The 20,632-nt window shown below is 67.6% G+C and carries 20 protein-coding genes; 19 read left to right on the top strand and 1 reads right to left on the bottom strand.

Annotated features, from left to right (window positions below):
- The first annotated feature begins 5 nt into the window (after positions 1-5).
- The 13 genes from NFU04_RS02545 (at position 6) to NFU04_RS02485 (ending at position 13,247) form a co-directional block, all read left to right on the top strand.
- Positions 6-275, top strand: coding sequence for an MmoB/DmpM family protein (locus NFU04_RS02545; protein ID WP_251307966.1), 270 nt, complete (start codon positions 6-8; stop codon positions 273-275).
- 55 nt (positions 276-330) lie between these two features.
- On the top strand, positions 331-1,842 hold the full coding sequence (locus NFU04_RS02540) for an aromatic/alkene/methane monooxygenase hydroxylase/oxygenase subunit alpha (protein WP_146803546.1): 1,512 nt from the start codon (positions 331-333) through the stop codon (positions 1,840-1,842).
- Positions 1,843-1,854: 12 nt separating this feature from the next.
- Positions 1,855-2,217 carry a phenol hydroxylase subunit P4 gene (locus NFU04_RS02535; RefSeq protein WP_251307965.1) on the top strand — a complete coding sequence of 121 codons (363 nt, stop codon included), beginning with the start codon at positions 1,855-1,857 and terminating at the stop codon, positions 2,215-2,217.
- 14 nt (positions 2,218-2,231) lie between these two features.
- Positions 2,232-3,299, top strand: coding sequence for an NADH:ubiquinone reductase (Na(+)-transporting) subunit F (locus NFU04_RS02530; RefSeq protein WP_251307964.1), 1,068 nt, complete (start codon positions 2,232-2,234; stop codon positions 3,297-3,299).
- A 49-nt stretch (positions 3,300-3,348) separates the two neighbouring features.
- Positions 3,349-4,290, top strand: a complete 942-nt coding sequence (catA, locus tag NFU04_RS02525) for a catechol 1,2-dioxygenase (protein WP_251307963.1) — start codon at positions 3,349-3,351, stop codon at positions 4,288-4,290.
- A 74-nt stretch (positions 4,291-4,364) separates the two neighbouring features.
- A complete protein-coding gene (locus tag NFU04_RS02520; RefSeq protein WP_251307962.1) occupies positions 4,365-5,255 on the top strand; it encodes a SphA family protein in 891 nt (296 codons plus the stop codon).
- 123 nt (positions 5,256-5,378) lie between these two features.
- Complete coding sequence (locus tag NFU04_RS02515) at positions 5,379-5,750, top strand: diacylglycerol kinase (protein ID WP_251307961.1); 372 nt, start codon at positions 5,379-5,381, stop codon at positions 5,748-5,750.
- Positions 5,751-5,796: 46 nt separating this feature from the next.
- Positions 5,797-8,793, top strand: coding sequence for a bifunctional [glutamate--ammonia ligase]-adenylyl-L-tyrosine phosphorylase/[glutamate--ammonia-ligase] adenylyltransferase (glnE, locus tag NFU04_RS02510; RefSeq protein WP_251307960.1), 2,997 nt, complete (start codon positions 5,797-5,799; stop codon positions 8,791-8,793).
- A 14-nt stretch (positions 8,794-8,807) separates the two neighbouring features.
- Entirely contained in the window at positions 8,808-9,245 is a 438-nt protein-coding gene (gene aroQ, locus NFU04_RS02505) for a type II 3-dehydroquinate dehydratase (RefSeq protein WP_459382060.1), read from the top strand.
- Between the two features lie 317 nt (positions 9,246-9,562).
- Positions 9,563-10,396, top strand: coding sequence for a CoA transferase subunit A (locus NFU04_RS02500; RefSeq protein WP_251307958.1), 834 nt, complete (start codon positions 9,563-9,565; stop codon positions 10,394-10,396).
- On the top strand, positions 10,393-11,166 hold the full coding sequence (locus tag NFU04_RS02495; protein ID WP_251307957.1) for a CoA-transferase subunit beta: 774 nt from the start codon (positions 10,393-10,395) through the stop codon (positions 11,164-11,166). The genes NFU04_RS02500 and NFU04_RS02495 overlap by 4 nt, the downstream gene beginning before the upstream one ends.
- A gap of 18 nt (positions 11,167-11,184) precedes the next feature.
- Positions 11,185-12,387, top strand: a complete 1,203-nt coding sequence (pcaF, locus tag NFU04_RS02490; RefSeq protein WP_251307956.1) for a 3-oxoadipyl-CoA thiolase — start codon at positions 11,185-11,187, stop codon at positions 12,385-12,387.
- Between the two features lie 77 nt (positions 12,388-12,464).
- Positions 12,465-13,247 carry an alpha/beta fold hydrolase gene (locus tag NFU04_RS02485; RefSeq protein ID WP_251307955.1) on the top strand — a complete coding sequence of 261 codons (783 nt, stop codon included), beginning with the start codon at positions 12,465-12,467 and terminating at the stop codon, positions 13,245-13,247.
- Between the two features lie 102 nt (positions 13,248-13,349).
- Here the strand turns inward: NFU04_RS02485 and NFU04_RS02480 are convergent, their stop codons facing one another.
- Entirely contained in the window at positions 13,350-14,252 is a 903-nt protein-coding gene (locus tag NFU04_RS02480) for a LysR family transcriptional regulator (protein WP_251307954.1), read from the bottom strand.
- Between the two features lie 184 nt (positions 14,253-14,436).
- On the opposite strand from NFU04_RS02480, the gene catA (NFU04_RS02475) reads away from it, so the two are divergent.
- From catA (NFU04_RS02475) to NFU04_RS02450, 6 genes are all read left to right on the top strand, one after another.
- Entirely contained in the window at positions 14,437-15,411 is a 975-nt protein-coding gene (catA, locus tag NFU04_RS02475) for a catechol 1,2-dioxygenase (protein ID WP_251307953.1), read from the top strand.
- A 157-nt stretch (positions 15,412-15,568) separates the two neighbouring features.
- On the top strand, positions 15,569-16,954 hold the full coding sequence (locus NFU04_RS02470) for a Rieske 2Fe-2S domain-containing protein (RefSeq protein ID WP_251307952.1): 1,386 nt from the start codon (positions 15,569-15,571) through the stop codon (positions 16,952-16,954).
- Positions 16,951-17,439: a benzoate 1,2-dioxygenase small subunit gene (gene benB / locus NFU04_RS02465; RefSeq protein ID WP_251307951.1), complete on the top strand. Its 489-nt coding sequence runs from the start codon at positions 16,951-16,953 to the stop codon at positions 17,437-17,439. The genes NFU04_RS02470 and benB overlap by 4 nt, the downstream gene beginning before the upstream one ends.
- Before the next feature lie 23 nt (positions 17,440-17,462).
- Entirely contained in the window at positions 17,463-18,503 is a 1,041-nt protein-coding gene (gene benC, locus NFU04_RS02460; protein WP_251307950.1) for a benzoate 1,2-dioxygenase electron transfer component BenC, read from the top strand.
- Positions 18,500-19,285, top strand: a complete 786-nt coding sequence (gene benD / locus NFU04_RS02455; protein ID WP_251307949.1) for a benzoate diol dehydrogenase BenD — start codon at positions 18,500-18,502, stop codon at positions 19,283-19,285. Before benC ends, benD begins: the two co-directional genes overlap by 4 nt.
- Positions 19,286-19,378: 93 nt before the next feature.
- Positions 19,379-20,626, top strand: coding sequence for a benzoate/H(+) symporter BenE family transporter (locus NFU04_RS02450; RefSeq protein ID WP_251307948.1), 1,248 nt, complete (start codon positions 19,379-19,381; stop codon positions 20,624-20,626).
- Positions 20,627-20,632 lie beyond the last annotated feature (6 nt).

The following is a 20,632-nucleotide window of genomic DNA, read 5'->3' as shown; positions in this document are numbered from 1 at the left end:
GCCCCATGTCACGCGTCTTTATCGCCCTGCAGGACAACGAGAACGCCCGCTTTATCGTCGAGGCCATCGGCGAGGACAACCCCGACGCCGAGGTCAAGCACAGCCCGGCCATGATCCGCGTCGAGGCCGACGACCGCCTGGTCATTCGCCGCGAGACGGTGGAGGAGAAGCTGGGCCGCGACTGGGATACCCAGGAGCTCCAGGTGGACATGATCAGCATCGGCGGCAATGTCGATGAGGACGACGACAGCTTCACCCTCTACTGGAACAGCTGAGTCCCGACGACGCCATCACACGCCAGCCAACAATAATGGCGCAGGAGAGTTAGCCATGAATGCCAAGACCAGCAAGCGACTCAATATGAAGGAGCGCTACCGGATCATGACCCGGGACCTGGGCTGGGAGCCCAGCTATCAGCGCTACGAGGACATCTTCCCCCAGGAGGGCTTCGAGGGCATCAAGATCACCGACTGGGATCAGTGGGAAGATCCCTTCCGCCTGACCATGGACAACTACTGGAAATTCCAGGCGGAGAAGGAGCGCAAGCTCTACGCGATCTTCGATGCGGTGTCTCAGAACAACGGCCAGATGAAGATCTCCGACCCGCGCTACCTGAACGCGGTCAAGCTGTTCATCACCGCAGTCACGCCGCTCGAGTACAACGCCTACAAGGGCTATGCCCGGGTCGGTCGCCAGTTCGGCGGGGTGGGGGCGCGCATCGCCTGCCAGATGCAGTCGATCGACGAGCTGCGCCATACCCAGACCCAGATCCATGCCATGAGCCACTACAACAAGTACTTCGGTGGCATGCATGACTTCCCGCACATGTTCGATCGGGTCTGGTACCTGTCGGTGCCCAAGTCGTTCTTCGAGGACGCCTCCACCGCGGGCCCCTTCGAGTTCCTGACCGCGATCTCCTTCTCCTTCGAGTACGTGCTGACCAACCTGCTGTTCCTGCCGTTCATGTCCGGCGCCGCCTACAACGGCGACATGAACACCGTGACCTTCGGCTTCTCGGCCCAGTCCGACGAGGCGCGGCACATGACCCTGGGGCTCGAGATCATCAAGTTCATCCTCGAGCAGCACGAGGACAACGTGCCGATCGTCCAGCAGTGGCTCGACAAGTGGCTGTGGCGTGGTTACCGGCTGCTCTCCATCGTCGGCATGATGATGGACTACATGCTGCCCAACAAGGTGATGTCCTGGGCCGAGGCCTGGACGATGTACTACGAGGAGGCCGGCGGCGCCCTGTTCAAGGAGCTCGAGCGTTACGGCATTCGCCCGCCCAAGTACGCCGACCAGACCGTGATCGGCAAGGATCACGTCAGCCACCAGGCCTGGTTCATCTTCTACCAGTACGGTCACGCCACCGCCTTCAACACCTGGGTGCCCACCGCCCAGGAGATGGACTGGCTCTCCGAGAAGTACCCGGACACCTTCGATCGCCTCTACCGACCGCGCTTCGAGCTGCTGGCCGAGAAGGCCGCCCGCGGCGAGCGCTTCTACAACGACGCCCTGCCGCAGCTCTGCCAGGTCTGCCAGATCCCGCTGGCGATCACCGAGCCGGACGACGACACCCTGCTCAGCCACCGGGACACCGTGCACGACGGCGAGCGCTATCACTTCTGCTCCGACGGCTGCCGCGACATCTTCCACCACGAGCCGGAGAAGTACGTCCAGGCCTGGCTGCCGGTGCACCAGATCTTGCAGGGCAACTGCGGCGGCGCCGACATGGAGAAGGTGATCGGCGACTACTACCGCATCGAAATGGGCGAAGACAACCTCGACTTCGAGGGCTCCGCCGAACAGCGCCGCTGGGCGGCGTGGAAACAGGCCGTCTGAGGAGGAGAGACCATGAGCGTTAGAGCCAACTATGCCAACTACCGGGGCCCGGTGCGCGACCGCGTCGAGAACTTCCACGGCAACCAGCTGGTGTACGTGATGTGGGAGCGCCACCTGCTGTTCTGCGCCCCCCTGACCTTCCTCGCCGACCCGGCGATGACCTTCGATGCCTTCCTCGCCGATGTACTCACGCCGGCGCTGGCGCCGCATCCCGAGAGCGAGGCACTCGACTTCGCCGAGGCTCAGTGGCGCCTCGACGGCGAGGACTTCGCTCCGCGCGGCGAGGCCTCGCTGGCCGACAACGGCATCGGCCACAAGTCACAGCTGCGCCTGACCACCCCACGGCTGTCGGACCTGGCCGACGCCGCCATCTGAGGGGAGGACGCGTCATGAGCTATGAAGTGACCATCGAACCCACCGGCGAGGTCGTCGAGGTGGAAGAGGGCCAGACCCTGTTGGACGCGGCCCTGCGCCAGGGCGTCTGGCTGCCCTTCGCCTGCGGCCACGGCACCTGCGGCACCTGCAAGGTGCAGGTGCTGGAGGGCGAGGCCGAGGTGGGCGACGCTTCGCCCTTCGCCCTGCTCGACATGGAGCGTGACGAAGGCTACCGCTTGGCCTGCTGCTGTCATCCGGAGAGCGATCTGGTGATCGAGGCGGACGTCGACGAGGACCCCGACTTCGCCGGCCATCCGGTGCAGGACTGGTGCGCCACCGTCGGCGCCATCGAGGACCTGACACCGACCATTCGCGAGATCCGCCTGCGCCTGGACGGCGAGGGCATGGCCTTCCAGGCCGGCCAGTACATCAACCTCCAGGTGCCCGGCGTGGAGGGCACCCGGGCCTTCTCCATCGCCACGGTGCCGGGCGAGCCCAACGAGATCGCGCTGCATGTGCGCAAGGTCGAGGGCGGCGCGGCCACCACCTGGCTCCACGAGGCGCTGGAGGTGGGGCAGCGTCTGGAACTGAGCGGGCCCTATGGCCAGTTCTTCGTGCGCAAGTCCGACCCCAAGGACGTGATCTTCATCGCCGGCGGCTCCGGGCTATCCAGTCCCGAGTCGATGATTCTCGACCTGCTGGCCGACCCCGAGGATACCCGGCGCATCACCCTGTTCCAGGGCGCGCGCAACCTCGCCGAGCTCTACCACCGGGAGCGCTTCGAGCGGCTCGCCGCCGAGCACGAGCGCTTCAGCTATGTGCCGGCGCTCAGCGCGCCCCTGGACGACGACGCTTGGGACGGCTTCGTGGGCTTCGTGCACGACGCCGCTAACGCCCACTTCGAGGGCCGCTTCAGCGAGCACAAGGCCTACCTGTGCGGACCGCCGCCGATGATCGATGCGGCCATCACCGCCCTAATGCGGGGGCGACTGTTTGAGCGCGATATCCATATGGAGCGCTTCCTGACCGCCGCCGACGGTGCTGAGGGCGGCCAGCGCTCGGCCCTCTTCAAGCGGATCTAATGCCACCCATTGGCCGTTTCACGACAAGAACCACAAGGAGCAAGACGCCATGACCGTGAAGATTTTCGATACCCCCGAGGTGCAGGATTTCCTCAACACCGTCGCCGGCTTCGAGCAGGCCGGCGGCAGCGACCGCGCCAAGCGGATCGTCCATCGCCTGCTCGCCGACCTCTACCGGCTGATCGATGACTTCGACATCACCCCGGAGGAGTTTTGGGCGACGATCGGCCTGATGAACGAGCTCGGCAAGGGCAGCCAGTTCGGCCTGTTGGCCCCCGGTCTGGGCTTCGATCACTACCTGGATATGCGCATGGATGCCGAGGACGAGGCGCGCGGCCTGGCCGGCGGCACCCCGCGCACCATCGAGGGGCCCCTCTACGTGGCCGGTGCCCCGCAGGCCGAAGGCGTCGCCCGTATGGACGATGGCCGGGACCCGGATGGCGAGACTATGTGGCTGACCGGCCAGGTGCGCGACACCGACGGCCGGCCGGTCGCCGGCGCCCGGGTCGAAATCTGGCACGCCAACGCCAAGGGCGGCTACTCCCACTTCGACCCGTCCCAGTCCGAGTACAACCTGCGCCGCACCATCGTCACCGATGACGAGGGGCGCTACGCCGCGCGCAGCATCATACCTTCAGGCTACGGGGTGCCGGAAGGCAGCCCCACCGACCAGGTGCTCAAGGCCCTGGGGCGCCACGGCCAGCGCCCGGCGCATATCCACTACTTCATCTCGGCGCCGGGCCACAAGCATCTGACCACCCAGATCAACCTGGCCGGCGACCCCTACACCTGGGACGATTTCGCCTTCGCCACTCGCGAGGAACTCCTGGTCGAGGGACGGCTAATCGATGATGCCGCCGAGGCCGAGGCGCGTGGCCTGGAGGGCCCCTTCACCGAGGTGGTCTTCGATATCGAGCTGAGCCGGACCGAGGCCCCGGAGCTGCAGAGCCGCCACAAGCGCCCCCGTGCCCTGGAAGAGGCCTCCGACTAAGGCGCCGCCGCGATCGCTCGCCGGCGCTCCCGGGCGCCGGCCCTTCCTCCGATAACGACAATAAGGAATTCCCCATGCGACATCTCAACTGGCTGGCCCTGGGCCTTGCCCTGGGGGGCGCCGCCCTCGCGTCCCCGGCCTCGGCGGCCAACGGTCACTATGTGCCCGGCGTCGAGGGCCTCAATGGCCCGGTGGTGCCGCCCCCCGGGCTCTACTATCGGGGCTACCTGGCCCGCTACGAGATCGATAGCCTGCGCGATGGCGGCGGCGACGCCGCCCCGGGGCGCAACCGCGGCGAGGTCACCGCCCTGGTCAATCGCCTGGTGTGGATCACCGATCGGCAGGTCCTCGGCGCCGACTATGGCGTCGAGGCGATCTTGCCGGTGGTGGATACCTCGCTACGCTTCGGCGGGGTGGGCCTGAACGACGGCGACAGCGGCCTGGGCGATCTCTTCCTCAGCCCGCTGGTGCTGGGCTGGCACGGCGAACGCTGGGATGCGGTCTTCGCCGCCGGCCAGTGGCTGGATACCGGCGACCACGCCGCCGATCGTCCGGCTTCGCCGGGCAAGGGCTTCGACAGCACCATGCTGACTCTAGGCGGCGCCTGGCACTTCGATGAGGCACGGCGCTGGACGGTCTCGGCGCTGAGTCGTTACGAGACCCACGGCCGCCAGGACGACACCGGCGTCACCCCCGGCGATAGCCTGGTGGTGGAGTGGGGACTGGGCCATCGCCTCGACAGCGGCCTGACCCTGGGGCTGGTCGGCTACGACGCCTGGCAACTGGAAGATGACAGCGGGGTGGCTCCCGGCGACAAGGCCGAGCAGCACGCCATCGGCGTCGAGGCGGGGGTTTTCTGGCCGGCCCTGGGGCTGGGCCTCAACGCCGCCCTCTACCACGAGTATGACAACCGGGCGGCGCCCCAGGGGGATCTGCTGCGCCTGACCCTGACCCAGGCCTTTTAACCTGCCATTCTCTCCGCCTGCCTCGCCCCGGGATGACCCGGCGTCACCCCCGGGGCGCGGCCGCGCCCCCGCTCTGCTACCATCGGCCTCAAACAGCGATCGCTCATCGATGGAAGACGGCAGATGAAACCGGGACACCGCGGCTGGCGCCACCTGATCCACTCCACCCACTACTCCCTCAAGGGCCTCAGGGCCGCCTTTCGCAACGAGGCGGCCTTCCGCCAGGAGCTGGGGCTCTGCCTGGTGCTGCTGCCGCTGGCGCTGTGGCTCGGCCAGGGCCCGGTGGAGTGGGTCCTGCTGGTGGGCAGCTGCCTGCTGGTGCTGATCGTCGAGCTGCTCAACAGCGCCATCGAGAGCGTGGTGGACCGCATCGGGCCCGAGCGTCATGAGCTCTCCGGGCGCGCCAAGGACATCGGCTCGGCGGCGGTGATGCTGGCGCTGCTGCTGGCCGGCCTGACCTGGGCGCTGATCGCCTGGCAGCGCTTCTTCGCCTGAGTGCTCCCTTCGCTATGCTGAAGCCAATGACCCCGAGGAGAGGCCCATGGCGCTGCCGACTGGTTTCCTGCCCCTGACCGAGATTCCCGAGCCCCTGCGTGGCCCCCTGGGCCAGGCCCAGCAGCGCCTGGACGAGGCCCTGGCCCAGGCCGATAGCCTGGCCGAGATGACCGGCCGCGACTCGCCCCTGGAGGATTGGCTGGCGCTGCCCGAGGCGTGCCGCCAGCAACTGGCTCGGGTGGTGGCGATCTCCGACTTCGCCCTGGAGACCCTGGTGCGTTACCCCCAGTGGTTGCTGCACCTGGAGGCCAACGGCGAGCTGGAGAACGCCCCGGAGCCGGCCCTGCTGGAGGCCTGGCTGGACGAGGCCCTGGAGGCCGCCGAGGACGAGTCGGCCATGCAGGGGGCGCTGCGGCGCTTTCGCCGGGCGCGCATGCTGGGCATCGTCTGGCGCGACCTGACCCGCCCCCCGGGCACCGACATGTGGGCCACGGCGGCGGCGGTGTCGCGGCTGGCGGAGGTCTGCCTGGAGGGCGCCCTGGGCTGGCTGGAGGCCCACTATGCGCCGCGCTGGGGGCACCCGGCGCCGCGTCCCGGTGAGGAATCTCCCCAGCGCCTGGTGGTGCTGGGCATGGGCAAGCTGGGTGCCGGCGAGCTCAACCTCTCCTCGGATATCGACCTGATCTTCGCCTTCCCGGAGAAGGGCGTCACCCGGGGCGGGCGCCGGGAGCTGGACCATCAGGAGTACTTCACCAAGCTGGGCCAGAAGCTGATCGGCGCCCTGGACGCGGTGACCGGCGACGGCTTCGCCTTCCGCGTCGATATGCGCCTGCGCCCCCTGGGCGACGGGGGCCCCCTGGTGGGCAGCTTCGCCATGCTGGCCAGCTACTACCAGGACCAGGGCCGCGAATGGGAGCGCTACGCCATGCTCAAGGCGCGCCCGGTGGCCGGCGACCGGGAGGCCGGCGACGAGCTGCTGGCCGGCCTGCGTCCCTTCGTCTACCGCAAGTACCTGGACTTCGGCGCCATCGAGTCGCTGCGCGAGATGAAGGCGATGATCAACCGCGAGGTCAAGCGCCGCGGCATGGACGACAACATCAAGCTGGGCAGCGGCGGCATCCGCGAGGTGGAGTTCGTGGTCCAGGCCTTCCAGCTGATTCGCGGCGGCCGCGACACCGAGCTCCAGGTGACCTCGCTGAAGAGCGCCCTGGCGCGGCTGCCGGACCTGGGACTGCTGCCCCAGGCGGTGGTCGATGAGCTGCTCCCGGACTACGTCTTCCTCCGCGACCTGGAGCACGCCCTCCAGGGGCTGGAGGATCGCCAGACCCAGGCCCTGCCCGACAACGACACGGACCGGGAGCGTGTCGCCCTGGCCCTCGACATGGCCGACTGGCCGGCGCTGATGGCGCGCCTCGACGAGGTGCGCGGCCGGGTGCGCCAGCATTTCGATGCGGTGATCGCCGACCCGGAGGAGGAACGCGAGGAGATCGCCACCCCCCATCGGGAGGGCGCCGAGGTGGGCCTGGACGAATGGCGCGCCCTGTGGCGCGGCGAGCTGAACGCCGAGGAGGCCTCTGAGCTGCTGGGACGGGCCGGCTTCGTCGAGGCCGCTACCGCCGCCCGGCGCCTGGAGGGCCTGCGCCACTCCCGGGCGGTCAAGGGCATGCAGCGCATCGGTTTCGAGCGCCTGGATGCCCTGATGCCGCTGATGCTGGATGCCGCCGCCGGCAGCGAGCTGCCGGATCGCGCCCTGGAGCGCACTTTGCCGCTGATCGAATCGGTGCTGCGGCGCACCGCCTATCTGGCGCTGCTGCGCGAGAATCCCGAGGCCCTGGATCACCTGATGCGCCTGGTGGGGGCCAGCCCCTGGGTGGCCGACCAGCTGGCCCGTCACCCCATTCTGCTCGACGAGCTGCTCACCCCCGGCACCCTCTATACCCCGGCGGACAAGGAACGCCTCGCCGACGAGCTGCGCCAGACCCTGGCGCGGATTCCCGAGGAGGACGAGGAGGCCCAGCTGGAGGCGCTGCGCATCTTCAAGCACGCCCAGGTGCTGCACGTGGCGGCCTCGGATATCGCCGGCACCCGGGCGCTGATGAAGGTCAGCGACTACCTCACCTTTATCGCCGAGGTGGTGCTGGAGCAGGTGCTGGCCATGGCCTGGAAGCACTTGGTGCGCAAGCATGGCCGCCCCCAGCGCCGTGACGGCGTGGACGGGGAGAGCGACTTCATCATCGTCGGCTACGGCAAGCTGGGCGGCATCGAACTGGGCTACGGCTCGGACCTCGACCTGGTGTTTATCCACGACGCCGCCTCCCAGGGCAGCACCGATGGCCCCAGGCCCCTCGACAATCCGGTCTTCTTCACCCGCCTGGGTCAGCGCATCATCCACCTGCTCACCGCGGTGACCCCCGCCGGCGCCCTCTATGAGGTGGACATGCGCCTGCGCCCCTCCGGCAACTCGGGGCTCTTGGTCACCACCCTGGAGGCCTTCGCCGACTACCAGCGCCGCGAGGCCTGGACCTGGGAGCACCAGGCCCTGGTGCGGGCCCGGGTGGTGGCCGGCGACCCGGCCCTGGGCGAGCGCTTCGCGGCGGTGCGCCACGAGGTGCTGGGCGAGAAGCGCGACCTCGCGGTGCTGCGCGAGGAGGTGGTGAAGATGCGCCACAAGATGCGCGATCACCTGGCCAGCCGCCCCGGCGACGACCAGTTCGATCTCAAGCAGGACCCCGGCGGCATGGTGGATATCGAGTTCCTCTGCCAGTACGCGGTGCTCTCCATGGCCCATTACGCCCCCCGGTTGCTGGAGTGGAGCGACAACATGCGCCTGCTCGAGACCCTGGAGGCCGGCAGCCTGCTGGATGCCGGCGAGTGCCGGGGGCTGCGCGAGGCCTACCTGGCCTACCGGGACGCCGTGCATCGCGCCGCCCTGGCCAACCAGCCACGGGCGGTGGGCGCCGAGGAATTTCAGGAACATCGCGCCCTGGTCACCCGCCTCTGGCAACGCCTGCTGGAGCCGAGCGACGCGGGCGCTAATCGATGAGCTCAGGAGCACGCATGAACAAGGTACTGGTACTGCATGGCCCCAACCTCAACCTGCTGGGCAGTCGCCAGCCGGAGATCTATGGCCACGAGACCCTGGCGGATATCGACAATTCCCTGCGCCAGCAGGCGCTGATGGCGGGCTGGGAGATCGCCTGCCGACAGAGCAACCACGAGGGCGAGCTGATCGATGCCATCCACGCCGCCCGCCTGGACGGCACCGCCGCCATCATCATCAATCCCGCCGCCTATACCCACACCTCGGTGGCCATCCTCGATGCCCTCAACGCCTTCGAGGGGCGGGTGATCGAGGTGCATCTCTCCAATGTTCATAAGCGCGAGCAGTTCCGCCACCACTCCTATGTCTCCCTGCGCGCCGATGGGGTGATCGCCGGGCTCGGCAGCCGGGGCTACGCCCTGGCCCTGGAGGCGGTGATCGAGGACACCGAATGATCGCTTATCCCCGTATAGGTCCGCGGCATGCCGGCGCCTTGGCCCTGGAGGCGGTGATCGAGGACGCCGAGTAAGCCTTTATACCTTGGTCGCATCCGGCGCCTTGCCCCGGCCGGGAGAGGTCGGGCAAGGCGCCATTAATCGTCTGAAAATTCGACACTCTATGCACCGATTCCTGTGAGGGAGGCCCAGCCTCCCTTTTTTGTGCGCGTCTTTCGGGATTTGACGGCGATGGCGTTCGGGAGTAATTTTGTTCGTATAAAGAATTGATGTTCGTTATTCGAACTTATCGAGAGCCACCGCCAGGAGGAGATCCCATGGCCGAGTTCCTGAGCCTGCATGACGCGGTCGCGCGCTACGTCGAAGACGGCGCCACCGTGGCCATGGAGGGCTTTACCCACTTGATTCCCTTCGCCGCGGGTCACGAGGTGATTCGCCAGGGCAAGCGTGACCTGACCCTGATCCGCATGACCCCGGACCTGGTCTATGACCAGTTGATCGGCGCCGGCTGCGCCAAGAAGGTGATCTTCTCCTGGGGTGGCAACCCCGGCGTGGGCTCCCTGCACCGCCTGCGCGATGCCGTGGAGAAGGGCTGGCCGCGCCGGGTCGAGATCCTCGAGCACAGCCATGCCGCCATGGCCTGCGCCTTCGAGGCCGGCGCGGCGGGCCTGCCGCTGGCGGTGCTGCGCGGCTATGTGGGCAGCGAGCTGCCCAGCGTCAACGACCAGATCAAGTTCATCGAGTGCCCCTTCACCGGCGAGCGCCTGGCGGCGGTGCCCGCGGTGCGCCCGGACGTCTCCATCGTCCACGCCCAGAAGGCCGACCGCGCCGGCAATGTCCTGGTGGAGGGCATCGTCGGAGTGCAGAAGGAGGCGGTGCTGGCGGCCAGGCAGAGCATCGTCACCGTCGAGGAGATCGTCGAGGACCTGCGCAGCGAACCGGGCTATCACCCCAATGCCTGCATCATCCCCGGCTGGGCGATCAGCGCCATCGCCGTGGCCGAGAAGGGCTCGCTGCCCTCCTATGCCCACGGCTACTACCCGCGCGACAACGCCTTCTACAAGGAGTGGGACGCCATCGCCCGGGATCGCGACACCTTCACGGCCTGGATCGAAGAGAACGTCATGACTGCAGGGGGGAACGCCCGATGAGCCTCGATTACACCGCCGCGGAGATGATGACCGTCACCGCCGCCCGCGCCCTGGACAACGGCATGACCTGCTTCGTCGGCATCGGCCTGCCCAGTGAGGCCGCCAACCTGGCGCGCCTGACCCATGCCCCGGACGTGGTGCTGATCTACGAATCCGGCACCCTGCAGACCCAGCCCGACGTGCTGCCGCTCTCCATCGGCGACGGCGAGCTCGCCGAGACGGCGCTGACCACCGTTGCGGTGCCGGAGATGTTCCGCTACTGGCTGCAGGGCGGGAAGATCAATGTGGGCTTTTTGGGCACCGCCCAGATCGACCGCTACTGCAACCTCAATACCACCCTGATCGGCGACTACCGGGAGCCCAAGGTGCGCCTGCCGGGGGGCGGCGGGGCGCCGGAGATCGCCACCAACGCCGGCGAGGTGTTTATCACCCTGAAGCACTCCAAGCGGGCCTTCGTCGACGAGGTCGATTTCGTCACCACCCTGGGCTTCGGCCGCGACGGCAAGGGCCGCGACGGCGTGCCCAATATCGGCCGCGGCCCGACCCGGGTGATCACCGACCTCTGCGTGATGAAGCCCGACCCGGAGACCAAGGAGCTGGTGGTGGTCTCCCTGCATCCGGGCGTCACCGCCGAGCAGGTCCAGGAGGCCACCGGCTGGGAGCTGCGTTTCGCCGAGACCCTGGAGAGCACCCCGGAGCCCAGTGCCAAGGAACTCGAGATCCTGCGCGATCTCAAGGAACGCACCGCCCGTGCCCATAGCGGCCAGTAAGCCGAGCAGGAGAGTCCTATGACCGACGTTTATCTCTGCCATCCGCGGCGCAGCGCCATCGGCCGCTTCGGCGGCACCCTCTCCGGCGTGCGCCCCGACGACCTGGCCGCCAGCCTCTTCAAGGCGGTACTCAATGAGGCCCCGAGCCTCGATCCGGCGGCCATCGACGAAGTCTTTATGGGTTGCGCCAACCAGGCCGGCGAGGACAACCGCAGCGTGGCGCGCATGTCGCTGCTGCTGGCCGGCATGCCCACTTCCGTCCCTGGCACGACGCTGAACCGCCTGTGCGGTTCCGGCATGGACGCGGTGGGCACCGCCTTCCGCGCCATCAAGGCCGGCGAGATGGCGCTGGCGCTGGCCGGTGGCGTGGAGTCCATGTCCCGGGCCCCCTATGTGATGGGCAAGGCCGACGGCGCCTTCTCCCGGGGCCAGAAGATCGAGGACACCACCATCGGCTGGCGTTTTATCAACCCGCTGATGAAGAAGAGGTACGGCGTCGACTCCATGCCGGAGACCGCCGAGAACGTCGCCGAGCAGTTCCAGATCGCCCGGGAGGATCAGGACGCCTTCGCCCTGCGCTCCCAGCAGAAAGCCGCGGCGGCCCAGGAAGCCGGGCGCTTCGCCGAGGAGATCACCGCCATCGAGATCCCCCGGCGCAAGCAGGAACCGCTGATCTTCGATCGCGACGAGCACCCGCGTGCGACGACGCTGGAGAAGCTCGCCGGCCTGCCGACCCCCTTCCGCGAGGGCGGCAGCGTCACCGCCGGTAACGCCTCCGGGGTCAACGACGGCGCCGCCGCCATGCTGGTGGCGAGCGCCGCGGCGGTGGAGCAGCACGGCCTGACGCCCATGGCCAGGATTCTCGGCATGGCCACCGCCGGCGTCGAGCCGCGTATCATGGGCTATGGCCCGGTGCCCGCGGTCAACAAGCTGCTCGAGCGTACCGGGGTGTCGATGGACGAGATCGACATTATCGAGCTCAATGAGGCCTTTGCCGCCCAGGCCCTGGCCTGCATGCGCGACCTGGGGCTTGCCGACGACGACCCCCGGGTCAATCCCAACGGCGGCGCCATCGCCCTGGGTCACCCGCTGGGCATGTCCGGGGCGCGACTGCTGCTGACCGCCGCCCATGAACTGCAGCGCACCGGCAAGCGCTACGCCCTGTGCACCATGTGCGTGGGGGTGGGGCAGGGCATCGCGACGCTGATCGAGCGGGTCTGAGCGAGACCGAAGGTTGAATGCAGGGCCGGTGATATGATGTCGCCGGCCTTGTCCGTTGTCATACACGGAGAGAGATCATGGCATTTCTGACTATCAAGGGCCGCAGCGTGGCCTATCGCCTGTTGGGGGCGGCGGCCAACCCCCTGGTGGTGCTGGCGCATCCGCTGGGCATGACCCAGGCGGTGTGGGACGACATCCTGCCGGCGCTGCTGCCCCGTTACCGGGTGCTGACCTGGGACCTGCCCGGCCACGGTGCCAGCCAGGCCTGGGGCGAGGGCGCGATTACTCCGGCCGACCTGGCCGCCGAGGCCCTGGCCCTGGCCGATCATGCCGGCGCCGAACGCTTTCACTTCGTCGGCACCTCCATCGGCGGGGTGGTCGGCCAGCAACTGATCAGTGAGCATGCCGAGCGGCTCGCCTCCGCGACCCTCACCAATACCGGGGCGGTGATCGGCACCGCGGAGCTCTGGAGCACCCGCGCCGCCCGCGTGCGCGAGGAAGGCCTGGCGGCGATAAGCGGCGAGATCGTGCCGCGCTGGTTCGCCCCCGCCTGCTTCGAGGCCGAGCCGGCCCTCAAGTCCGGCTGGATGACCCAGATGGGCCGCGGCGACGACGAGGCCTACGCCAAGCTCTGCGAGATGCTCGGCGGCCACGCCTTCACCGGCAAGCTCTCCGGCAAGCCGGTGAAGGTGCAACTGCTGGGCGGCAGCGAGGACCTGGCGACCCCGCCGGCGAGCCTGGAGGCCCTGGCTGGCGAGCTCGACGGCGCGCCGCTGACGATCCTCGACGGCGTCGGCCATGTGCCCTCCGTGGAGGTGCCCGAGCGCTTCGCCGAGCTCCTGCTGGCCACCCTCGACTGACACGACTCCTTCCTCCTGGTGGCGCCGGCTGGCGCCATCCTTTCCCGGGGCCACCATCGGTGGTGCCCGGGCTTTTCTATGCCTTGCCGTCAGGGCTTGCCATCAGGGATAGCGCCCACTGCGGCGGTTCTCCACCAGCACCTCGAGGATGGCGTTGGCGGCCTGCATCACCTCGGAAGGGGGCTCGCCGCGGCGGCGGCTGCACAGCACCGGCGAGGTGAGGTTCTTGTCGGCCAGGTAGATAAAACTAATACCGTCGCGGCGCACCCGCCTGACCTGCTCGGGGACCAAGGTAATGCCGATCTCCGAGGCCACCAGGCCCAGCGCCGTCTGTAACTCGTTGGCCTCCTGCACCACCTCCACCTTGAGCCCTTGGCGGCGAAACAGGCCGAGCACGGTATCGGCGAGGCTGGGGCGCGGCTTGGCGGGAAACAGGATCAGCGGGTAGTCGGCGAGTTCCGCCAGGGTGGGGGTGGTGCCCTCCAGGGGATGGCCGCAGGGCACCACCGCCATCAAGGGTTCGTCGAATAGCACCTCCTGCTCCACGTCCGGGTCGTCGATCCTCAGGCGCCCGAAGCCGATATCGATGCGTCCCGCCTTGAGGGCCTGCACCTGCTGCACCGTGGTCAGCTCCGCCAGGCTCAGCTCGACGTTATCCTTTTGTCGTAAGCCTCGTACCAGCAGCGGTAGCTGCCCATAGAAGACCGAGGCGACGAAGCCGATCCCGAACATCACCCGCTGGCTTCGGGCCATGCGGCGGGCGGCCTGCACCGTGGTGTCGATCTTCTCCAGTATCTGCAGGGTATGCTCATAGAAGAACTGACCGGTGGTGGTCAGGCGTAGGCCACGAGAGCTTCGATCGAAGAGTTTGACCCCGACTTCATCTTCTAACTGCTTGATTTGGCGAGATAATGGTGGCTGGGCCATATGCAGCCTGGCCGCCGCTCGGGTCAGGTTGAGCTCCTCGGCGACGACGCAGAAGTACCTCAGATGACGCAGCTCCATGATACCTCCTGGGTATGGCTAAGGACCCAAACGATATTGGTTCTGTGCCCGGGAGGCAATCACACTTGCCCCATAACAGGGCAGACCGAGTTTCGACCCGGTGATTTCCGCCAAGGAGCACGCCCTGCGAGACCCGCTAGCACCGGTCGCGACCGGTCATAACGATAATGACGAGGATAGCCCGATGAGCGTCAAGATCTTCGATACCCCGGAAGTCCAGGATTTCCTCGAGGCCGTGGCCGGCTTCGATCAGGCCGGCGGCAACCAGCGCGCCAAGCAGATCCTGCACCGCCTGCTCTCCGACCTCTATCGCCTGATCGACGACTTCGACGTCAGCCCCGAGGAGTTCTGGTCGAGCGTCAGCCTGCTCAATGCCCTGGGTCGCGATACCCAGTTCGGCCTGCTCTCGCCGGGGCTCGGCTTCGATCACTATCTGGATATGCGCCAGGATGCCATCGACGCTGAGGCCAAACGCGTCGGCGGCACCCCGCGCACCATCGAAGGGCCCCTCTACGTGGCCGGCGCCCCCGAGGCCGAGGGCTTCGCGCGCATGGACGACGGCCGCGACACCGACGGCGAGACCATGTGGCTGACCGGCCAGGTGCGCGATGTCGACGGCACGCCCATCGCCGGGGCCAAGGTCGAGATCTGGCACGCCGACTCCAAGGGGGGCTACTCCTTCTTCGACCCGTCCCAGTCCGAGTACAACCTGCGCCGCACCATCGTCACCGACGCCGAGGGGCGCTACACCGCGCGCAGCATCATCCCCTCCGGCTACGGCGTGCCGGAAGGCGCCCCGACGGATCAGGTACTCAAGGCCCTGGGCCGCCACGGCGAGCGTCCGGCGCATATTCACTACTTCGTCTCGGCGCCGGGCCATCAGCACCTGACCACCCAGATCAACCTGGCCGGCGACCCCTACACCTATGACGACTTCGCCTTCGCCACCCGCGAGGAGCTGGTGATCCCGGCGACCCGTATCGACGATGCCGCCGAGATCGACAAGCGTCGGCTGGAGGGCCCTTTCGCCGAGGTGGTCTTCGATATCGAGCTGAGCCGGACCGAGGCCGCCGAACTGCAGGTGCGCCACGCCCGTCCCCGCGCCAAGGAAGACGCGCAGGATCAGGCCAGCCAGCTGGCCGGCACCGCCAGGGTCTAGGCCCTCAGCCTCTCGCGCCGGCGGCTCGCCGGCGCCCCCGAATCCCATTTTGTCCGTTCCGCCATGGCGCTCCTCGCCATGGGTTGGGGAAGCCTTGGCTTCCGCCGGGACGCGGCGAGTTCAACAGCGTCTCTGCCGAGACATCAGGAGTCCGATCATGACCCACAAGCTTGATCAACTCGAGAAGCGCGTCCGCGGCGCCGTCATCGATGACGCCGAGGCCGGCATCTTCCGCTGCCACCGCAGCATGTTCACCGACCGTGACTTCTTCGACCTGGAGATGAAGCACATCTTCGAGGGCAACTGGCTGTTCCTGGCCCACGAGAGCCAGATTGCCGAGCCCGGCGACTACATGACCGTGACCCTGGGTCGCCAGCCGGTGGTGATCACCCGCGACAAGAGCGGCGAGCTGCATGCGCTGATCAACGCCTGTGCCCACCGCGGTGCCACCCTGTGCCGGCGCAAGCGCGGCAACAAGGGCACCTTCACCTGCCCCTTCCACGGCTGGACCTTCAAGAACGACGGCAAGCTGCTCAAGGCCAAGAACGAGAAGACCGGCGCCTACCCGGAGGGCTTCAAGCAGGACGGCTCCCATGACCTGACCCGGGTGCCGCGCTTCGAGAACTACAAGGGCTTCTTGTTCGGCAGCCTGAGCGAGGACGTCAAGCCGCTGGTGGAGCACCTCGGCGAGACCACCAAGGTGATCGACAATATCGTCGACCAGGCGCCCCAGGGCCTGGAGATCCTGCGCGGCACCTCCTCCTACACCTTCCACGGCAACTGGAAGCTGCAGGCCGAGAACGGCGCCGACGGCTACCACGTCAGCACCGTGCACTGGAACTACGCCTCGACCATGGACCGCCGCAACTACGACGCCGGCGGCACCCAGGCGGTGGACGCCGACGGCTGGTCGAAGAGCCAGGGCGGCTTCTACTGTTTTGATCACGGCCACATCATGCTCTGGACGCGGCTGCTCAACCCCGAGGTGCGCCCGGTCTACCAGCAGAAGGACTGGATCGAGCAGGAATTCGGCGCGGCGCGGGCCGACTCCATCGTCAACCAGACCCGTAACCTCTGCCTCTACCCCAACGTCTACCTGATGGACCAGTTCTCCACCCAGATCCGCGTGCTGCGGCCGATCGACGTGGACAAGACCGAGGTGACCATCTACTGCTTCGCGCCCAAGGGCGAGTCCGCCGAGAGCCGGCGGATCCGCATCCGCCAGTACGAGGACTTCTTCAACGTCAGCGGCATGGGCACCCCGGACGACCTGGAGGAGTTCCGCGGCTGCCAGAGCGGCTACGCAGGGGCGCTGGCGGAGTGGAACGACCTGTCCCGCGGCGCCACCCAATGGATCGAGGGCGCCGACGACAACGCCCGGGCGATCGACATGCGGCCGCTGCTGAGCGGGGCCTCGCCGGAAGACGAGGGCCTCTATGTGCTGCACCACCAGCACTGGGTCGAGGAGATGCTGCGCGCCATCGACAAGGAGCGCCGCCAGTTTATCGCCACCGCACCTGCCGCAGAGGGGGAGCACGCATGAGTCTGTCTTATCAGGAACTTCAGGCCTTTCTGTATCGCGAGGCGCGGCTGCTCGACGACCGCCAGTGGGATGAGTGGCTGACCTGCTACGCCAAGGACGTCGAGTACTGGATGCCGGCCTGGGACGACGACGACCAGTTGACCCGCGACCCGCACAGCGAGATCTCGCTGATCTACTACCCCAACCGCGAGGGCCTGGAGGACCGGGTCTACCGGATCAAGACCGAGCGTTCGGGGGCGAGCACCCCGGAGCCGCGCACCACCCATATGATCAGCAACCTGGAGGTGCTCGAGGAGGCGGGGGATCGGGTCAAGCTGCGCTTCAACTGGCAGACCCTGAGTCACCGCTACAAGGAGACCCAGACCTTCTTCGGCACCTCCTTCTACACCCTGGACGTGTCGGGGGAGGCGCCGCTGATCACCCGCAAGGTGATCCAGCTCAACAACGATTACATCCACCAGGTCATCGACGTTTACCACGTCTGATCCGGTGTGGGAGGAGAGCCACCATGAGCTATACCATTGCCCTCAACTTCGAGGATGGCGTCACCCGTTTTATCGGCTGCAAGGCGGGCGAGACCGTCCTCGACGCCGCCTACCGCCAGAAGGTCAACCTGCCCATGGACTGCTCCGACGGGGTCTGTGGCACCTGCAAGGGGCACTGCGAGCAGGGCGCCTTCGACATGGGTGACGAATATATCGAGGACGCCCTCTCCGACGAGGAGGCCGCCGAGGGCATGGTGCTGACCTGCCAGATGGTGCCGTCCTCCGACTGCGTCATCCAGGTCCCGGTGGCCTCCACCCTGTGCAAGACCGCGGTGGGCAAGGTGGAGGGAACCCTGGCCGCGGTGGAGTCGCTCTCCGAGGACAGCATCGAGCTGGTCGTGGACCTGGACGAGGGCAGCGAGCTGACCTTCCTGCCCGGCCAGTACGTGCATATCGATGTACCGGGCAGCGAGGCGCACCGCTCCTACTCCTTCAGCTCGCTGCCGGGGGAGGGGCGTGCCACCTTCCTGATCCGCAATATCCCGAACGGGGTGATGAGCGGCTACCTGGCCGAGCGCGCCGCACCGGGCGACCGCCTCAGCCTGACCGGCCCCCTGGGCAGCTTCTACCTGCGCGAGGTGACGCGCCCGGTGCTGATGCTGGCCGGCGGCACGGGCCTGGCGCCCTTCCTCTCCATGCTCGAGCAACTGGCCCAGAAACGGGAAGAAGGGAAGGGCTGTGATCAGCCGATCCATCTGATCTACGGGGTCAACCAGGACGATCACCTGGTCAAGGTGGACGCCCTGGCGGCCTTCGCCGAGCAATTGCCGGGCTTTACCTACGCCACCGTGGTAGTGGACGAGGCCAGCGATCACCCGCGCAAGGGCTATGTCACCCACCATATGGACGCCGACGTCATGCATGACGGTGACGTGGACGTCTACCTCTGCGGGCCGCCGCCCATGGTCGACGCCGTGCTCAAGCACTTCGATGCCGAGGGCATCGTGCCGCAGAGCTTCCATTACGAGAAGTTCACGCCCAATGCGGCGGGGGAGGCCGCATGAGCCGTACTCGATTCGAAGGCAAGGTGATGGTGATCACCGGGGCCGCCCAGGGCATCGGCCGGCGGGTCGCCGAGCGGGCCGGCGCCGAGGGCGCCCGCCTGGCCCTGGTGGATCGCGCCGAGCTGATCCACGAGGTGGTGGCCGAGTTGACCGAGCAGGGCATCGAGGCCATCGCCCTGCAGGCCGACCTGGAGACCTGGGAAGGCGCCGCCGAGGTGATGGCGAAGAGCGTCGAGCGCTTCGGACGCCTCGATATCCTGATCAATAACGTGGGCGGGGCGATCAACTTCAAGCCGTTCACCGAGTTCAGCGACCACGAGATCGCCGCCGAGATTACCCGCTCGCTGATGCCCACCCTGTGGTGCTGCCGGGCGGTGCTGCCCAGCATGGTGGCGCAGGGCGGTGGCGTCATCGTCAACGTCTCCTCGGCGGCCACCCGGGGCATCCATCGGATTCCCTACTCGGCGGCCAAGGGCGGCGTCAACGCCCTGACCGCCTCGCTGGCCTTCGAGGTCGCCGAGCACGGCATCCGCGTGGTGGCCACCGCCCCCGGCGGCACCGAGGCACCGCCGCGGCGCATCTCCCGGGGCACCCCCGAGCCGCGCAACGCCACCGAGCAGGCCTGGTTCCAGGCGCATATCGACCAGACCAAGCAGAGTTGCCTGATGCACCGCTACGGCACCCTGGACGAGATGGTCGCGCCGATCCTCTTCCTCGCCTCGGACGAGGCCAGCTATGTCACCGGCAGCGTGCTGCCGGTGGCCGGCGGCGACCTCGGCTAGCCGATGGCCGGATCGGATGACCGGATCGGATGACAGGGCCCGGCGAACGGGCCCGGCAGGATTCCAACGACAATAATTCCCCTGGAGCACACCATGAAACATCTCGAGAAGGGCGTAGGCCTTAGGTCCGCGCCCAGGGACTTCCTCCGCGACCTCAACGTCGACAACCTCAGTGCCGGCGTGGTCGCCGGCATCTTCGGCCTCAGCGCCGGGATCATCCATATCAGCGCCGGCACCGCCGCCGGCCTCGACTCCCACTTCATCATGATCTGGGTGATCAGCTACCTGATGATCAACGGCCTCTTCGGCCTGGTGATGCCGGCCTACTACCGGCTGCCCATGCCCATGGCCAACTCCATCCCCGGGGCCCTGCTGTTCGCCGCCATCATCCCCGTGGTGGGCCTGGAGGCCGCCCTGGGGGCGACCCTGATCGCCGGGGCCATCTCCCTGGTCGCCGGCCTGGCCGGGGTCATGGGCATCGTCATGAAGCTGATTCCCATGCCCATCGTCATGGGCATGGTGGCCGGGGTGCTGCTCAAGTTCGGCCTCAATATGGTGGCGCCGCTGGAGAACGCCATGCTGCCGGCGGCGATCATGATCCTGGCCTTCTTCTTCTCGGCCCGTCTGCTGCGCCGGGTGCCGCCGCTGATCGTCGCCATGCTGGCCGGTATCGCCTACATGGCCTATAGCGGCGTCGACTTCTCCGCGGTGACCTTCTCGGTGACCTTCCCCGAGTTCATCGTGCCGGAGTTCACCCTGAACGCCTTCCTCGCCTATGGCCTGCCGCTGGCGCTGATCCTGGTGGGCATGGAGACCCCCGCCGGGGTGGGGCTGATCAAGGGCATGGGCTACAAGGACGTGCCGGCCAACGCCATTACCGCGGTGGGCGGCGTGGGCACCATGCTCTCGGCCTTCTTCAACCTGCACAGCACCTGCATCGCCGCGCCGATGACCGGCATCTGCTCCTCGCCGGAGGCCGGTGAGCGCGACAAGCGCTGGGTGGCGGCGGTGGTGACCGGGGCCATCTTCGTGATCGCCGCGCCCTTCTACGGCTTCGTGGTCAGCCTGATCGAGGCCATGCCGGGCTACTTTATCGCCATCATCGCCGGCCTGGCCCTGCTGCGGGTGATCACCTCGGCGGTGCATATGGCCTTCTCCGGCAAGCACGAGATGGGCGGCCTCTTCGCCTTCCTGATCGCCGCCTCCGGCCTGCAGATCCTCGGCATCGGCGCCTCCTTCTGGGCCCTGGTGCTGGGCGTGCTGATCTCGATGCTCTTCGAGACCAAGGACTTCGAGTTCCTGCTGACGCGCCGCGAGCGGCCCGGCAAGCCCGCTGCCTGATAGTCT

Source organism: Halomonas sp. NCCP-2165 (assembly GCF_023708045.1).
In the GTDB taxonomy this organism is placed as follows: Bacteria; Pseudomonadota; Gammaproteobacteria; order Pseudomonadales; family Halomonadaceae; genus Bisbaumannia; species Bisbaumannia pacifica.
This window is presented reverse-complemented; position numbering and strand designations above follow the sequence as displayed.

What these genes read in the sequence shown, in the direction of transcription:
- NFU04_RS02545 (WP_251307966.1), top strand. Translation starts at nt 6, where the DNA reads ATGTCACGCGTCTTTATCGCCCTGCAGGACAACGAGAACGCCCGCTTT.
- NFU04_RS02540 (WP_146803546.1), top strand. Translation starts at nt 331, where the DNA reads ATGAATGCCAAGACCAGCAAGCGACTCAATATGAAGGAGCGCTACCGG.
- NFU04_RS02535 (WP_251307965.1), top strand. Translation starts at nt 1,855, where the DNA reads ATGAGCGTTAGAGCCAACTATGCCAACTACCGGGGCCCGGTGCGCGAC.
- NFU04_RS02530 (WP_251307964.1), top strand. Translation starts at nt 2,232, where the DNA reads ATGAGCTATGAAGTGACCATCGAACCCACCGGCGAGGTCGTCGAGGTG.
- catA (WP_251307963.1), top strand. Translation starts at nt 3,349, where the DNA reads ATGACCGTGAAGATTTTCGATACCCCCGAGGTGCAGGATTTCCTCAAC.
- NFU04_RS02520 (WP_251307962.1), top strand. Translation starts at nt 4,365, where the DNA reads ATGCGACATCTCAACTGGCTGGCCCTGGGCCTTGCCCTGGGGGGCGCC.
- NFU04_RS02515 (WP_251307961.1), top strand. Translation starts at nt 5,379, where the DNA reads ATGAAACCGGGACACCGCGGCTGGCGCCACCTGATCCACTCCACCCAC.
- glnE (WP_251307960.1), top strand. Translation starts at nt 5,797, where the DNA reads ATGGCGCTGCCGACTGGTTTCCTGCCCCTGACCGAGATTCCCGAGCCC.
- aroQ (WP_459382060.1), top strand. Translation starts at nt 8,808, where the DNA reads ATGAACAAGGTACTGGTACTGCATGGCCCCAACCTCAACCTGCTGGGC.
- NFU04_RS02500 (WP_251307958.1), top strand. Translation starts at nt 9,563, where the DNA reads ATGGCCGAGTTCCTGAGCCTGCATGACGCGGTCGCGCGCTACGTCGAA.
- NFU04_RS02495 (WP_251307957.1), top strand. Translation starts at nt 10,393, where the DNA reads ATGAGCCTCGATTACACCGCCGCGGAGATGATGACCGTCACCGCCGCC.
- pcaF (WP_251307956.1), top strand. Translation starts at nt 11,185, where the DNA reads ATGACCGACGTTTATCTCTGCCATCCGCGGCGCAGCGCCATCGGCCGC.
- NFU04_RS02485 (WP_251307955.1), top strand. Translation starts at nt 12,465, where the DNA reads ATGGCATTTCTGACTATCAAGGGCCGCAGCGTGGCCTATCGCCTGTTG.
- NFU04_RS02480 (WP_251307954.1), bottom strand. Translation starts at nt 14,252, where the DNA reads ATGGAGCTGCGTCATCTGAGGTACTTCTGCGTCGTCGCCGAGGAGCTC.
- catA (WP_251307953.1), top strand. Translation starts at nt 14,437, where the DNA reads ATGAGCGTCAAGATCTTCGATACCCCGGAAGTCCAGGATTTCCTCGAG.
- NFU04_RS02470 (WP_251307952.1), top strand. Translation starts at nt 15,569, where the DNA reads ATGACCCACAAGCTTGATCAACTCGAGAAGCGCGTCCGCGGCGCCGTC.
- benB (WP_251307951.1), top strand. Translation starts at nt 16,951, where the DNA reads ATGAGTCTGTCTTATCAGGAACTTCAGGCCTTTCTGTATCGCGAGGCG.
- benC (WP_251307950.1), top strand. Translation starts at nt 17,463, where the DNA reads ATGAGCTATACCATTGCCCTCAACTTCGAGGATGGCGTCACCCGTTTT.
- benD (WP_251307949.1), top strand. Translation starts at nt 18,500, where the DNA reads ATGAGCCGTACTCGATTCGAAGGCAAGGTGATGGTGATCACCGGGGCC.
- NFU04_RS02450 (WP_251307948.1), top strand. Translation starts at nt 19,379, where the DNA reads ATGAAACATCTCGAGAAGGGCGTAGGCCTTAGGTCCGCGCCCAGGGAC.